Source organism: Streptomyces sp. NPDC053432, from assembly GCF_055585365.1.
Window position 1 is genome coordinate 259,635 of the sequence record NZ_JBVJKF010000009.1, and the last position, 13,465, is coordinate 273,099.

Consider the following 13,465-nt stretch of genomic DNA (forward strand, 5'->3'; position numbering starts at 1 on the left):
CACGTCTCCCTCCTCTCTTTTTAGAGGCGGTTGCGCTGGTTCCTGTGGGGGTTGGCTGGGGTGGTCTGCCCTCTGTAGCCGTGACCCAGCCAGGTCTTGGCCCCCCCCCCCGGGACCCCCGCCCTCGGCCGTATCCGGACGTGACGGACGGCCGGACCCCACCGCCTGTAGGGGCCCGGCCGTCCGGGTTCGCGGGACCTGCGCGGGGCTACAGCCCCTGCCAGGCCGGTTTGTTGGCGTAGGTGTGGCGGAAGTAGTCGGCCAGCTTCAGCTTCGACGCGGCGGCCTCGTCCACCACGACCGTGGCGTGCCGGTGCAGCTGCAGGGCGGAGGCCGGGACCAGCGCGGACAGCGGGCCCTCGACGGTCTGCGCGACGGCCTCGGCCTTGCCCTCGCCGGTGGCCAGGAGGATCAGGTGGCGGGCGTCGAGGATGGTGCCGATGCCCTGGGTGATGACGTGGTGGGGCACCTGGTCCATGTCGTCGTCGAAGAAGCGCGCGTTGTCCACGCGGGTCTGCTCGGTCAGCGTCTTGATCCGGGTGCGGGAGGCGAGGGAGGAGCAGGGCTCGTTGAAACCGATGTGCCCGTCGGTGCCGATGCCCAGCAGCTGCAGGTCGACGCCGCCGGCCGCGGCGAGCGCCCGGTCGTATTCCTCGCAGGCGGCGACGATGTCCTCGGCGGAGCCGTCGGGGCCCATGAAGGAGGCCTCGGACAGACCGAGGGGCTCCACGACCTCGCGCAGCACGACGGCCCGGTAGGACTCGGGGTGCCCGGCCGGCAGGCCGACGTACTCGTCGAGCTGGCAGATGCGGGCCCTGGAGGCGTCCACCTCGCCCGCCGCGACCTTGGCCGCGAGGGCCTCGTAGATGGGCAGCGGGGTGGAGCCGGTCGCCACGCCGAGCAGGGCGTCGGGCTTGCGGCGGACCAGGGCGGCCATGGCCTCCGCGATGAGCTCGCCGCCTGCCTTGGCGTTCGGGACGATGACAACTTCCACGCGGGCCTGCCAATCTCGAGTGCGGGTGGTATAGACCAATCTACCAGAACCGGGCTCCTTCCCGCTGGGCTCCGCCCAGTCCCATGGTGATCCGGACGGCCCCGTCCGGCCTCCCGGCCGAGCCGCTTCCCGGGGGCGCGGCGGCGCCGGGGCCGAGATGCCGCTGCGCGGCGCCCCGGGCTCCGCCCGGACCCGCTCCTCAAACGCCGGAGGGGCTGAATTCGGCGGACGCCAGCCGTCGGCTGCCGGCCCGTTCCGGCCTCCGCCGGGGCAAAGCCTGCCCCTCCGTCTGAGCCGCGCGGGCGGGCGGCACCGGGCGAAGCCGCCCCTCCGGCGTTTGAGGAGCGGGGTGCGGGGCGGAGCCCCGATCCTTGGGCCGCGCCGGCGGGCGGCCCGGCCCGAAAGCAGCCCCGCCGGCGCTTGAGGCCCGGGAACCGGTGGCTAGTGCCGTGACCGGAAAGGTTCACCGGGTCGCGCTGCCCGGCACGGCACCTCGCCGCGTTGTCGGACCACGGCGGTACGTCCAGTACGAGCCGTGGCCCTCCGCCTTGCGATGCACCGCACCGGACAACGCGACCCGGCAAACCCTTCCGGTCACGGCACTAGGCAAGGGCCAGCTGGAGGCCGCCCGTGGCGTTCAGGTGCTGGCCCGTGATCCAGCGGGAGTCCGGGGAGGCCAGGAACGCCACCACGTCCGCGACCTCCTCCGCCTCGCCGATCCGGTGGAAGACCGACCGGGACGCCAGGTGTGCACGGGTCGCCGCGTCGGCGAGGAGGCCCGCGTTCAGGTCGGTCTCCGTGATGCCGGGGCCGACCGAGTTCACCGTGATCCCCCGCGGCGCGAGCTCCGCCGCGAGCGACCGCGTCAGCGCGTTCGTCGCGGCCTTCGCCGTGATCGTGGCCAGGATCGCCGGCAGGGCCAGGTCCGGGGTGCCCGTCACGTTCACGATCCGGCCGCCGTCCCGCAGCCGCGCCAGCCCGTACTTGATCACGAAGAGCGGGGCCTTGGCGTTCAGGGCCATCGTCCGGTCGTACGTCTGCTCGTCGATCTCCCCGATGCCCGCGAAGGCCGCCGCCCCCGCGTTGTTCACCAGGACGTCCACGCCCTCCGTGTGCGCGGGATGCGCCTCGTACGCCGCCCACAGCGCCCGCGCGTCCCCCGGCACGCCCAGCTCGGCCCGGATCGCGAAGGCCGCCCCGCCGGCCGCCTCGATCGCGGCCACCGTCTCCTCGGCCGCCGCCTCGTCGCGTCCGTAGTGCACCGCGACCAGCGCGCCGTCCCGCGCCAGCCGCTCCGCCACGGCCCGGCCGATACCCCGGCTGCCGCCCGTGACCAGCGCCGTCTTCCCCTTGAGCACGCCCATGACGCGCCCCCCTTCGCAATTAGCTAGCGGTCGCTACAGAAAGGACCGTATCAGATTCACTAACGGCCGCTATAGAATTCGCGCATGGTGACAGGACAGCGCGGCAGGCCCCGCTCCTTCGACCGTGACGCCGCCCTCGACAAGGCCATGCTCGCCTTCTGGGAACGCGGCTACGAAGCGACCTCGATCTCCGACCTGACCGCCTCGCTCGGCATCGGCGCGCCCAGCCTCTACGCGGCGTTCGGGGACAAGCGCAAGCTCTTCGACGAGGTCGTGGGGGTCTACGGCCGCCGCTACGCGGACTTCGCGGCCGTCGCCCTGGCCGAGGAGCCCACCGCCCGCGCGGCGGTCGGCCGCATCCTGCGCGAGGCCGCCGGGATCTACACCGACCCGGCCCACCCGCCGGGCTGCATGGTGATCAGCGCGGCCGTCAACACCACCTCGCAGGAGGTCGCCGAGGCCCTGCGCGAACGGCGCAACGCCAACCTGGAACTCTTCGAGCGCCGCATCCGGGCCGACATGGCCACCGGCGCGCTGCCCGCGGACACGGACGCGCGGGCACTGGCCCGGTACGCCGGCGCCGTGCTTCAGGGGATGTCCCAGCAGGCGCGCGACGGGGCGGGCCGGGGGGAGCTGGAGGCGGTCGCGGCGCGGGCCCTGCTGGCCTGGCCGGAGTAGTTCCGCGGGAAGTCGTTCCTCTGGGCCACGGTGCCCGACGGGACCCTCAACCCGTCCGGCACCGTAGCCCGGAGTACTTACGGCCTGCGGGTGTGCGGTTCCCGCAGCCGTGGAGAGGTGCCTGCGCGGTCAGGGCAGATCACGCGGCTTACCTCGATCCGTCCTCCTGTGCGGGGAGGGCGGAGGCTTGAAAGCAATTGTGGACTAGACCATTCTGTTCTGTCCATCCAATGACGGGAGGATGAATCCCGTCGGTTCCTCCAACAGTACGCGGCCCCCGGGCATTCTGGATACTCCTGAGTACCGTCGTGGGGAAAGTCATGCGGCGTACCCGGGGTACGCTCGCCACGTGCCCTCCATGAACGACCTCGTACGCCAGCACACCGCTCTCGGTGAAACCGACCTGGAGTGGCTCCACCTGCTGGTCTCCGAGTGGCAGCTGCTCTCCGACCTCTCCTTCGCCGACCTCGTCCTGTGGGTTCCCACCCTCGACGGCAGTCGGTACGTCTCGGTCGCGCAGATGCGCCCGAACACCGGCCCCACCTCGTACCAGGACGACATGGTCGGCCATCTGGTCCCGCGCGGCCGCCGTCCGCTGCTCGACGCCGCGCTCGACGAGGGCCGCATCGTGCGCGAGGGCGACCCGGAGTGGCGCGAGGAGGTGCCCGTCCGCGTCGAGTCGATCCCCGTCCGCCGCGAGGGCCGGGTGCTCGGAGTGATCGCGCGCAACACCAACCTGCTCACTGTGCGTACACCGAGCCGGCTGGAGCTGACGTACCTCCAGTCCGCCTCGGACCTGGCCCAGATGATCGCGGCGGGCGCCTTCCCCTTCCCCGGCCAGCAGGTCGACATGGACGCCTCCCCGCGCGTCGGTGACGGCCTGATCCGGCTCGACGCCGACGGCGTGGTCACCTACGCCTCCCCGAACGCCCTCTCCGCGTACCACCGGCTCGGCCTCGCCTCCGACCTCGTCGGCCAGCACCTGGGCAACACCACCGCCGAACTCGCCCCGACCCGCGGACCGGTGGACGAGGCGATCGTGAAGCTCGCCAGCGGCTGGGCCCCCCGGGAGACCGAGGTCGAGGGCAACGGCGGGGTGATCCAGCTCCGCGCCATCCCCCTCAAGCCCAAGGGAACCCGCATCGGTTCCCTGGTGCTCTGCCGCGACGTCACGGAACTGCGCCGTCGCGAACGCGAATTGATCACCAAGGACGCGACCATCCGGGAGATCCACCACCGGGTGAAGAACAACCTCCAGACCGTGGCCGCGCTGTTGCGGCTCCAGTCCCGCCGGATGGATTCCCCGCAGGGCCGCGAGGCGCTCAACGAGGCCGTGCGCCGGGTCGGTTCGATCGCGATCGTGCACGAGACGCTGTCCCAGAATCTGGACGAGCGGGTCGAGTTCGACGAGATCGCCGACCGGGTGATCGCGATGGTCTCGGAGATCTCCCCGGGCAAGGTCGACTGCCGGCGCACTGGCCGCTTCGGGATCCTGGACGCGGAGGTCGCCACTCCGCTGTCGATGGTGCTGACCGAGATCCTGCAGAACGCCCTGGAGCACGCCTTCGCCCCGGCCGAACGGGGCACGGTGGAGGTCTCGGCGGTCCGCTCCGGCACCGGCCGGGCCGACGGCCGGCTGCTCATCACGGTGGTCGACGACGGCCGCGGCCTGCCCGAGGGATTCGACCCCCAGCGGGCCGGCAACCTCGGGCTGCAGATCGTACGGACCCTCGTGGAGGGGGAGCTGGGCGGCACCTTCGACATGGTCCCGGCGGAGCCGCACGGTACGAAGGTCGTCCTCGACATCCCCTCCAGCCCGCAGAAGTAGCAGCCGTACCGTCACTCAACGTGACGCGGCACCCCGGACAGCACTGAACCCCGGACCGAATGGTGATCGGTCCGGGGTCCAAGAGCACGTTGCCAAGCGCTTATTCGGGTACTACGCGCTGCACGTCGAGGCTCGAAAGTCGTTGTCAGGCGCTGGCGTTGCGCGCCCGGTTGCGAGCGGCGCGGCGCTTCATGGCGCGGCGCTCGTCCTCGCTGAGACCGCCCCAGACGCCGGAGTCCTGACCGGACTCGAGCGCCCACTGCAGGCACTGCTCCATGACGGGGCAACGGCGGCAGACGGCCTTGGCTTCCTCGATCTGCAGCAGCGCAGGACCGGTGTTGCCGATGGGGAAGAAGAGTTCCGGGTCTTCCTCACGACAAACGGCGTTGTGACGCCAGTCCATGGCTGCTCCATCTCCTTGTATTGCGGGCAGGTTGCTTGTGAATGTGAACGCTTTCACGAATCCCCCCGTGAGGGAAGGTCGACCGCCTGGTTTCCCGGGTGGTCAGTCAGAGATTCGTGGAGGGGTTCTGGCGCTCTGTGTGGGTGCCGGGTTCTGCGGGCTGTCCCGATCGCCATGAAGAGATTCGCAAACCTCGGACGGGGATACAACCCCTTCCGGAAAGTTTTTTTTGATTCGTCGGTGTCTACTAGGTCACAGCCCTACATCTTGAGGGTGGACCGGCGTGTAAACGTTCGAGTGAAAGGACTTTGGGCCCTTCTACTCACACAATCACACGCAGTGCTCGGCGTACGCCTGCGAACCGAACGCTGGTGCGCAGGCCGAGGTGATCGCCGTCCATCTGGAACGGGAGCGGAACCTTCGAATGCAAGGTGAAGTCGGTCAGATCGTGCAGAGTCACCGCATGCTTGCCGTGCGGACCCCGCTCAGGAGTCGAGGTCAGGAGCTGTGTCGCGTACCGCGCGACCGCCGGAGTTGACAAACGGTCCAGCGCCAATACGTCAAGTGCGGTATCGAACGAGGCTTCGGGGGAGGCGTAAAGCGGACGATTCCCCAGATACGTCCACGGGGAGGTGTTGCACACTATCGACAGCACCAGATCCGTCACCGGATCGGCTCCGGGGCGCTCCAGCGTGACCGTGCCGTGCCGCCGGTTGGGTTCCTCCCAGAACTGGCGCATCAGCTGTCGTACGTAGAGCGCATGCGTCGAACGCTTGCCCCGCTCCCGCTGCTGCTCGACCCGGCCGACCACTCCCGCGTCGAAACCGAAGCCGGCGCAGAAGGTGAACCAGCGCGACGGGACCGACTCGTCCTCCGTGCCCGGGGCGCCGGCGGCCAGGCCCAGGCCGATCGTCCGCTCGCGTTGCTCCCGCAAGGCGTCCAGCAATGCGCCGGTCGCCTCGACCGCGTCGTTCGGCAGACCGAGTGCGCGCGCGAACACATTGGTGGAGCCGCCGGGGACCACCGCCAGCCGGGGCAGGCCGTCCGGATCGGGCCCGTCGTGCAGCAGTCCGTTGACCACCTCGTTGACCGTGCCGTCGCCGCCCAGCGCCACCACGAGGTCGAGCCCCTCGTGCGCGGCCCTGCGCCCCAGGTCCCGGGCGTGCCCCCGGTACTCGGTGGTCACCGCCTCCAGCTTCATCTCGCTGGCCAGGGCGTGGGTCAGGACGTCGCGCGTGCGCGCACTGGTGGTCGTCGCTGCTGGGTTGGCCACGAGAAGTGCACGCATGGGCGCCAGCCTACCCACCCCCGCATATGCCGACCCTACTGCCCGTCCCCCTGCCCTTCTCTCCGGGGGACAGGGCGCGCGGCTACCCTGCTGGGGTGAGTAAGAAGCAGCCCGTCCAGGCCCCCGCCGCCGCACCCGCCGCCGCATCCGTCCCCGGCCCCGCGCTGCCCCGACGGCTGACGGCCGCCGCCGCGCTCACCGCCCTGGAGGGGCTGGCGCTGGCCGGACTCGGCGTCTACATGCTCTTCGTGGGCATCGCGGGGGACCCCGACTCCCCGCAGCAGGCCGAGACCGGCGGGATCACCCTCCTCGTACTCGCCGCGCTGCCGCTGATCGGCGCGCGCGGCCTGCGCCTGGGCCGCCGCTGGAGCCGCGGCCCGGCACTGATCACCCAGCTGATGGCGCTGCCGGTGGCCTGGACCCTGTACAACACGGGTGGCGCGATGATCGCGGCCGCCGTGGCGCTGGCCGTGGCGGCGGTGGCCGTCCTGGTGCTGCTGGTGAACCCCACCGCGACCGAAGCCCTCGGCATCGGGCCCGGCGAACAGGCCCGATAGCCCTCGTACGTCCTGCTCCTACCGCTCCGCCCGCTACCGCTCCGCCTACTCCTCGACGAGGAGCTTGTCGCGGAGCTGGGCCAGGGTGCGGGCCAGCAGGCGCGAGACGTGCATCTGGGAGATGCCGACCTCCTGCGCGATCTGCGACTGGGTCATGTTCCCGAAGAATCGGAGCAGCAGGATCCGCTTCTCCCGGGGCGGCAGCCCCTCCAGCAGCGGCTTGAGGGACTCGCGGTACTCGACGCCCTCCAGGGCCTCGTCCTCCGCGCCCAGGGTGTCCGCGACCGCCGGCGACTCGTCGTCGGTGTCCGGGACGTCCAGCGAGAGCGTGCTGTAGGCGTTGGCCGATTCCAGCCCCTCCAGCACCTCCTCCTCGGAGATCCCCAGTCGCTCGGCCAGCTCGTGCACGGTGGGTGAGCGGCCGTGCTGCTGGGACAGTTCCGCGGTCGCCGTCGTCAGCGAGAGCCGCAGCTCCTGCAGGCGCCGGGGAACCCGCACCGCCCAGCCCTTGTCGCGGAAGTGCCGCTTGATCTCCCCGACCACCGTGGGCGTCGCGTACGTGGAGAACTCGACCCCGCGGTCCGGGTCGAACCGGTCCACCGACTTGATCAGGCCGATCGTGGCGACCTGGGTCAGGTCGTCCAGCGGCTCGCCGCGGTTGCGGAACCGCCGCGCCAGGTGCTCCACCAGCGGCAGGTGCATCCGCACCAGGCGGTTGCGCAGCTCGGCCTTCTCCGGCGAGCCGTCGGGCAGCGCCCGCAGCTCGACGAAGAGCGCCCGCGCACCGCTGCGGTCGCGCGGGTCCGGCAGCACCGGCGGCACCGGGAGCCCCGGTGCCGCGGGCGCCCCGGCGCCCTCGGAGGCGCCGGGGAAAGCCTCCGGAGGCGTGGCAGCGGCCTCCGGGGGCTGTACTTGATCCTGCTGGTTCTCGCTCATAGGGCCCGCCCGTCGCTCCGCCGAGTCCAAAAAGCCGTCTTCCGCATCCGCTTCAGCCGGGTGCGGCCGGGCGTGCTGCTGTTCAGGGATGCCGCCGTCGACCTCGTGCCGTACCCGGGGCCGATCCCCGCCCCGCACCGGGATCTCCCCGCCGCTCACGCCGGGCCTGGTCCCGCGCCGCGCTGTTTGTAGAGGCTGATGCTCACCGTCCGGTTCTCCTCGACCGTGGCCTCGACCTTGCCGGCCAGCGCCGACAGGACCGTCCACGCGAACGTGTCGCGCTCCGGCGCGCGCCCGTCGGTGGTCGGCGCCGACACGGTCACCTCCAGCGAATCCCCGATGAGGCGGAAGACGCAGCTGAGGACGGAGCCCGGCACGGCCTGCTGGAGCAGGATCGCGCAGGCCTCGTCCACCGCGATGCGGAGGTCCTCGATCTCGTCGAGGGTGAAGTCCAAACGTGCCGCGAGACCGGCCGTGGCCGTTCGCAGCACCGACAGGTAGGCACCCGCAGCGGGCAGCCGGACTTCCACGAAGTCCTGGGTCCCGGGCTCGCCTGCGATCTGGGACACCCTCACCTCCAAGGTGGTACGAGCTCTGTTCGCCGGTGACGCTATCGCGATCCGGGCGATCGTGTCGCGGCACCCCTTTGGCCCCGCTGGAACACCCCGGCCGACCGTGCCGCTGCCCAGTGACTGATGGTAAGCCCATGGGTACGCACAGTGGCTAGAGGTCTGCGGGGTCCAAATCAGGGGAACCGGCGGAGGGTTGACCTACCCCGCCTCAGACGATCGAACCGTCGACAAAACACCACCGCCAGGTCTCTCCCGGCTCGAAGCTCCGCATCACCGGGTGACCGGTCTGCTGGTGGTGCGCCGTCGCGTGACGGTGGGGCGAGGAATCGCAGCAGGCCACGTGCCCGCACGCCAGGCACATCCGCAGCTGGACGGGGTGACTGCCGAGCGCCAGACATTCCGGGCAGGTCTGGGCAGAGGGGATGGGCTCGGGGCGCGGCAGTTCGGCAACGTGGGTGCACTCGCTCATGATGGCCAGCGTACGACCAGGGTGCGGGCGCGCGACGGATGAGGATGGATCTTCGATGGAGGTATTGCCGCTGGTGGCGCTGATCGCGGCCAGCGCCGCCGTAGCCGGGGCGGCCCGCCGTACCCCGGTGCCCGCGCCGCTGCTGCTCGTCGCGGTGGGACTGGTCGCCGCGTACGTGCCGGGTGTGCCCTCGTACGCCCTCGATCCGCACATCGTGCTGCCGCTGCTGCTCCCGCCCCTGCTGTACACGGCCGCCGTCGACAGCTCGTACCTGGACCTGCGGGCGAACATCCGGCCCGTCGCGCTGCTGTCGGTCGGCTACGTGCTCTTCGCGACGCTCGCCGTCGGCTACGCGGCGTACCTGGTGATGCCGGCCCTCTCCCTGCCGGTCGCCCTGGTGCTCGGCGCGGTCGTCGCACCGCCCGACGCGGTCGCCGCCACGGCGATCGCGCGCAAGCTCGGGCTGCCGAACCGGATCACGACCATCCTGCAGGGCGAGTCCCTGGTCAACGACGCCACCGCGATCACCGCGTACAACGTCGCCCTCGCGGCCGTGATCGGCACGAGCGCCGGCTGGGCGGGCGGGATCGCGGAGTTCCTGGTGGCCTCGGTGGGCGGGGTCGGGGTCGGCCTGCTGCTGATGGTGCCCATCCACCAGCTGCGCACCCGGCTGAAGGAGCCGCTGCTCCAGAACACCCTGTCGCTGCTGATCCCCTTCGTGGCGTACGCGGCGGCCGAGCGGGTGCACGCCTCGGGGGTGCTCGCGGTGGTCGTCGTCGCCCTGTACCTCGGACACCGCAACTGGCAGGTCGACTTCGCGACGCGCCTCCAGGAGGAGGCGGTGTGGAAGGTGATCGCCTTCGTGCTGGAGTCGGTGGTCTTCGCGCTGATCGGGCTCCAACTGCCGGTGGTCCTCAAGGGGCTGGGGGAGTACGAGGGCCTGAGCGCGGCCTGGTACGCGATCGCGGTGTTCCTCGCGGTGGTGGTGGCCCGCTTCGTCTGGGTCTTCCCGGCGACCTTCCTGCCGAGGCTCTCGGAACGTGTCCGCGACCGGGAGCCCGACACCGACTGGAAGGCGCCGGTGATCGTGGGCTGGGCCGGGATGCGCGGGGTGGTCTCGCTGGCCATCGCGTTCTCCATTCCGATCAGCGTCCCGCACCGCAACCTGATCCTCTTCCTGACCTTCACGACGGTCATCGCCACCCTCGTCGTCCAGGGCCTCACCCTCCCGCCGCTGATCAGGCTGCTGAAGCTGCCGCCGAAGGACGTGCAGGCGGAGACGCTGGCGGAGGCGCAGGCGCAGAGCGAGGCCTCGCGGGCGGCGGAGGAACGCCTGGCGGAACTCCTGGAACAGCCGGAGAACAGCACCCTGCCGCCACCGCTGGCGGACCGGCTGCGGACGGTGCTGGAGCGGCGGCGCAACGCGGTGTGGGAGCGGCTGGGGGAGGTCAACCCGGTGACGGGGGAGTCGGCGGACGACGTCTACCGGCGCCTCGCGGGCGAGATGATCGAGGCGGAGCGGGAGGTGTTCGTGCAGTTGCGGGACGTGCGGCGGATCGACGACGAGATGCTGCGGGTGTTGCTGCGCCGGCTGGACCTGGAGGAGGCGGCGGCCTACCGCGAACAGGGCTGACGCGGCGGCCGTCTGTCGGGCGCGGCCCCGCTCCCCGGGCTCCGCCCCGCACCCCGCGCCTCAATCGCCGGCGGGGCTCGATTTGGCCGGGGCCGTCTGCCGGGTGCGGCGCGGCTCCCGGGGCTCCGCCCCGCGCCCACCGGACAGGCGACGGGAACCCAGCCTCGCCGGCGTTTGAGGCGCGGGGTTCGGGGCGGAGCCCCGGTCTTTGGGCCGCGCTGGGCAGCGGGCAGCAGCCGTTTGAGGCGACGGGCTACGGGTGGCCCGTGATGACCGCGGTCAGGGTGGTGCCGTCCGGGAAGGCGCCGGAGGCGGTGAGGTCGGTCAGGGCCCAGAGGAGCTTCGCCACATAGATCCGCTCCACCGGCAGCGCGTGCCGGTGTTCGAAATCGGCGGCGAAGGACTCCAGCCGGTCCGGGACCCGGGCGTAGCCGCCGTGGTCGTAGCCCTCGGCAAGGGTCCAGGAGCCGGCCGGGCCGCCGAAGGCCCGCGCCTGGAGGGAACGTATCTCCGCGCCCAGGAACCCGCCCGCCAGCACCGGCACGCCCAGGGCCCGCTGCTCCGGCCCCAGCCCCGCGGCCAGGCCGGCCAGGGTCCCACCCGTCCCGCACGCCACGGCGACCACGTCGGCCGCACCGCGCAGCTCCCGGCCCAGTTCCGCGCAGCCCCGCAGGGCGAGGGTGTTGCTCCCGCCCTCCGGAACCACGTACCCGCCCTCCGCATCCGCCGCGGCCACCAGCCGCGCCAGCACCTCCGGCTCGGCCTTGCGCCGGTACTCCGACCGGGTCACGAAGTGCAGCCGCATGCCGTCGGCCGCGCACCGGGCCAGCGAATCGTTCAGCGGCCGCCCGGCCAGCTCGTGCCCGCGTACGATCCCCACGGTCTCCATCCCGAGCAGCCGCCCCGCGGCGGCCGTGGCCCGCAGGTGGTTCGAGTACGCCCCGCCGAAGGTGACCAGCGTCCCGTGCCCCGCCTCCACGGCGGCCCGCAGGTTCGGCGCGAGCTTGCGCCACTTGTTCCCGGGCAGCTGGGGGTGGACGAGATCGTCCCGCTTGAGCAGCAGCCGCACGCCGTGCCGGACGAACCGCTCGTCGCGGATCTCCTGCAGGGGTGAGGGCGGGCGGGGGCGCAGTTCGGGGTGGTCCACCCGTCCATTGTCATGGGGAAGTCCCGCCCGTCCGCTCGTCGCGGCGGTACTCACCGAGTGGGCGGCCGCCGTCGACCCTGAAGTGGATCTTGGAGCGCCGGAACCCGTCCGGGCCCGCTGTGCGGCGGTTCATGGACTGCCACGCGCGGCCGCAGGCTCCCACGAGTACTCCGACGGCGGCGAGGGTCGCCGCGCCCGTTCCGTGCAGGACGAGGGCGAGTACGAACACGAGGATGCAGGCGAAGATCACTCCGTTCCACAGCCGGGCCGGCATGGAGGGGTCGTGCGGCCGAGGCGCCGCCCCGCCGCTCTCCGGTTCCTGCTGTGAGCCGGGCGGGACGGTGGGATCATCCGGGTGGTGGCACATGACCGGGATCTGCTTCCTGTCGCTGGGAGGTATCGGGGGTGGCTGTTCAAGGCTCCCTCAGGGACGGGGCGTTGCAGCAAGCCGGACATGTTGACTTCCTGCCACAACAGCTGCGGAGGGGAAATGGCTGAGCTGGAACACGTGGGCGACGGAGTCGGCGGACGCCTGAAACCGATCGGTGACGACGTGTCGCCCGAGGCCAGGCGGTTGGCGGAGGAGCTGCGGACCGTGTACGCGGGGCTGGACATCTCGCTTCGCAGGTTCGCCGCCCAGTGCGGTTACGAGCCGAGCGCCGTCTCGCGCTATCTGAGCGGGAAGAGCGTTCCCCCGTGGGCGTTCGTGGAGAAGCTGATGGCCATGTCGGCCCGCCGGCTGGGCAAGGCGACGGCCCAGGACGCGGTGACCCATCTGCGCCGGGTGCATCGGCGTGCGGTGCCGTCGGGGCAGGCCACGAACAGGGTGCAGGAGCTGCAACACCTGTTGGAGGAAGCGGAACAGGAGGTCGACGGCTTCCGTGCGCGTGAGGCCGTGACCGTCACGTTGTTGCAGGAGCGGCAACAGCAGGTCGCGGCCATAGAGATCCAGCTGCGGTCCGTGGAGGCCGCTCGCGGTCTGGACCGTGAGGAGCACGAGGCCGCCATGGCCGACCACCTCAGGGAGGTGGAGGAGCTGCGCGCCGAGAAGCTGCGGCTGGAGCAACAGGTCGAGACCCTGCGCCTGGAGCTGGCGGATGCGCACCAGTCGGTGATCCTGGCGGACGCGAAATGCGAGCAGCTCGCACACCAATTGGAACAGGCCGAGGTCCGTGAAGCCGGTTCCGGGGACGTGAAGGAGGGATCCGCCGACGACTCGCTGTACTTAGAGGTGATCGCGGAGCTGAACGAGAAGATCAGGCTTCTCGAAGAGGCCAGGAACACGAGGGGAGCGGCGGAGCAGAAGCCCCGGTCCGCGGAAGACAATTCCCTCGTCCGGCCGTACTACAAGAGCATCCTGATTCCCCTCGATCCGTCGAGCGGGAAGCCGGACCCGCAGGAGTGGGCCCGGGACCAGGACCGCCCGCCGCCCCCGCCCGGCATGCGACTGCCGTTCGGTGTCGACTGGCCCGACCTGTGGGTGTTCGATCCCCTTGAGCAGGAGTACGTCCTGCGCCTGCCGCCGGGCATGGAGTTCCCGTCGTCGTAGCTGCGCTCCGCCGCCTTGCGCGGGGGCCGGGGCGGAGCGCCGCCCGG

General features: G+C 71.5%; 14 protein-coding genes. 5 read left to right on the forward strand and 9 right to left on the reverse strand.

The window, feature by feature from the left end; all coding sequences use genetic code 11:
* Positions 1–208: 208 nt before the first annotated feature.
* Positions 209–994 (reverse strand): glucosamine-6-phosphate deaminase, encoded by a 786-nt coding sequence (gene nagB, locus ACZ6Y1_RS17895; protein WP_469629859.1) that lies wholly within the window; start codon positions 992–994, stop codon positions 209–211.
* 602 nt (positions 995–1,596) lie between these two features.
* Positions 1,597–2,358, reverse strand: a complete 762-nt coding sequence (locus tag ACZ6Y1_RS17900; RefSeq protein ID WP_469629862.1) for an SDR family oxidoreductase — start codon at positions 2,356–2,358, stop codon at positions 1,597–1,599.
* Positions 2,359–2,442: 84 nt separating this feature from the next.
* On the opposite strand from ACZ6Y1_RS17900, the gene ACZ6Y1_RS17905 reads away from it, so the two are divergent.
* Positions 2,443–3,036, forward strand: a complete 594-nt coding sequence (locus ACZ6Y1_RS17905) for a TetR/AcrR family transcriptional regulator (protein WP_469629864.1) — start codon at positions 2,443–2,445, stop codon at positions 3,034–3,036.
* 358 nt (positions 3,037–3,394) lie between these two features.
* Positions 3,395–4,864, forward strand: coding sequence for a sensor histidine kinase (locus tag ACZ6Y1_RS17910; protein ID WP_469630003.1), 1,470 nt, complete (start codon positions 3,395–3,397; stop codon positions 4,862–4,864).
* A gap of 145 nt (positions 4,865–5,009) precedes the next feature.
* Here the strand turns inward: ACZ6Y1_RS17910 and ACZ6Y1_RS17915 are convergent, their stop codons facing one another.
* On the reverse strand, positions 5,010–5,267 hold the full coding sequence (locus ACZ6Y1_RS17915; RefSeq protein ID WP_003953983.1) for a WhiB family transcriptional regulator: 258 nt from the start codon (positions 5,265–5,267) through the stop codon (positions 5,010–5,012).
* Positions 5,268–5,589: 322 nt separating this feature from the next.
* Entirely contained in the window at positions 5,590–6,555 is a 966-nt protein-coding gene (locus ACZ6Y1_RS17920) for a diacylglycerol/lipid kinase family protein (RefSeq protein WP_469629867.1), read from the reverse strand.
* A 95-nt stretch (positions 6,556–6,650) separates the two neighbouring features.
* Between ACZ6Y1_RS17920 and ACZ6Y1_RS17925 the strand changes: the two genes are divergently transcribed.
* On the forward strand, positions 6,651–7,112 hold the full coding sequence (locus ACZ6Y1_RS17925; protein WP_469629871.1) for a hypothetical protein: 462 nt from the start codon (positions 6,651–6,653) through the stop codon (positions 7,110–7,112).
* A 45-nt stretch (positions 7,113–7,157) separates the two neighbouring features.
* On the opposite strand, the gene ACZ6Y1_RS17930 is transcribed toward ACZ6Y1_RS17925, so the two are convergent.
* The 3 genes from ACZ6Y1_RS17930 to ACZ6Y1_RS17940 form a co-directional block, all read right to left on the reverse strand.
* The gene (locus tag ACZ6Y1_RS17930; RefSeq protein WP_469629873.1) at positions 7,158–8,207 is read right to left on the reverse strand and encodes an RNA polymerase sigma factor SigF; all 1,050 of its coding nucleotides are present in this window, start codon (positions 8,205–8,207) and stop codon (positions 7,158–7,160) included.
* A complete protein-coding gene (locus ACZ6Y1_RS17935) occupies positions 8,204–8,617 on the reverse strand; it encodes an ATP-binding protein (protein WP_365165629.1) in 414 nt (137 codons plus the stop codon). The genes ACZ6Y1_RS17930 and ACZ6Y1_RS17935 overlap by 4 nt, the downstream gene beginning before the upstream one ends.
* 211 nt (positions 8,618–8,828) lie before the next feature.
* Positions 8,829–9,089, reverse strand: coding sequence for a UBP-type zinc finger domain-containing protein (locus tag ACZ6Y1_RS17940; protein ID WP_403883647.1), 261 nt, complete (start codon positions 9,087–9,089; stop codon positions 8,829–8,831).
* 55 nt (positions 9,090–9,144) lie between these two features.
* Here ACZ6Y1_RS17940 and ACZ6Y1_RS17945 point away from each other — a divergent pair, with 55 nt between their 5' ends.
* Positions 9,145–10,722, forward strand: coding sequence for a Na+/H+ antiporter (locus ACZ6Y1_RS17945; protein ID WP_469629877.1), 1,578 nt, complete (start codon positions 9,145–9,147; stop codon positions 10,720–10,722).
* 253 nt (positions 10,723–10,975) lie between these two features.
* Here the strand turns inward: ACZ6Y1_RS17945 and ACZ6Y1_RS17950 are convergent, their stop codons facing one another.
* The gene (locus tag ACZ6Y1_RS17950; RefSeq protein ID WP_469629881.1) at positions 10,976–11,869 is read right to left on the reverse strand and encodes a 1-aminocyclopropane-1-carboxylate deaminase/D-cysteine desulfhydrase; all 894 of its coding nucleotides are present in this window, start codon (positions 11,867–11,869) and stop codon (positions 10,976–10,978) included.
* Positions 11,870–11,879: 10 nt separating this feature from the next.
* Positions 11,880–12,143: a hypothetical protein gene (locus ACZ6Y1_RS17955; protein WP_469629883.1), complete on the reverse strand. Its 264-nt coding sequence runs from the start codon at positions 12,141–12,143 to the stop codon at positions 11,880–11,882.
* Between the two features lie 216 nt (positions 12,144–12,359).
* Here ACZ6Y1_RS17955 and ACZ6Y1_RS17960 point away from each other — a divergent pair, with 216 nt between their 5' ends.
* The gene (locus ACZ6Y1_RS17960; RefSeq protein ID WP_469629886.1) at positions 12,360–13,418 is read left to right on the forward strand and encodes a helix-turn-helix domain-containing protein; all 1,059 of its coding nucleotides are present in this window, start codon (positions 12,360–12,362) and stop codon (positions 13,416–13,418) included.
* Positions 13,419–13,465: the final 47 nt, after the last annotated feature.

Coding starts and splice junctions, on each gene's coding strand:
- ACZ6Y1_RS17940 (WP_403883647.1), bottom strand. CDS start 9,089: ATGAGCGAGTGCACCCACGTTGCCGAACTGCCGCGCCCCGAGCCCATC.
- ACZ6Y1_RS17910 (WP_469630003.1), top strand. CDS start 3,395: ATGAACGACCTCGTACGCCAGCACACCGCTCTCGGTGAAACCGACCTG.
- ACZ6Y1_RS17915 (WP_003953983.1), bottom strand. CDS start 5,267: ATGGACTGGCGTCACAACGCCGTTTGTCGTGAGGAAGACCCGGAACTC.
- ACZ6Y1_RS17920 (WP_469629867.1), bottom strand. CDS start 6,555: ATGCGTGCACTTCTCGTGGCCAACCCAGCAGCGACGACCACCAGTGCG.
- ACZ6Y1_RS17960 (WP_469629886.1), top strand. CDS start 12,360: ATGGCTGAGCTGGAACACGTGGGCGACGGAGTCGGCGGACGCCTGAAA.
- ACZ6Y1_RS17955 (WP_469629883.1), bottom strand. CDS start 12,143: ATGCCGGCCCGGCTGTGGAACGGAGTGATCTTCGCCTGCATCCTCGTG.
- ACZ6Y1_RS17905 (WP_469629864.1), top strand. CDS start 2,443: ATGGTGACAGGACAGCGCGGCAGGCCCCGCTCCTTCGACCGTGACGCC.
- ACZ6Y1_RS17900 (WP_469629862.1), bottom strand. CDS start 2,358: ATGGGCGTGCTCAAGGGGAAGACGGCGCTGGTCACGGGCGGCAGCCGG.
- ACZ6Y1_RS17945 (WP_469629877.1), top strand. CDS start 9,145: ATGGAGGTATTGCCGCTGGTGGCGCTGATCGCGGCCAGCGCCGCCGTA.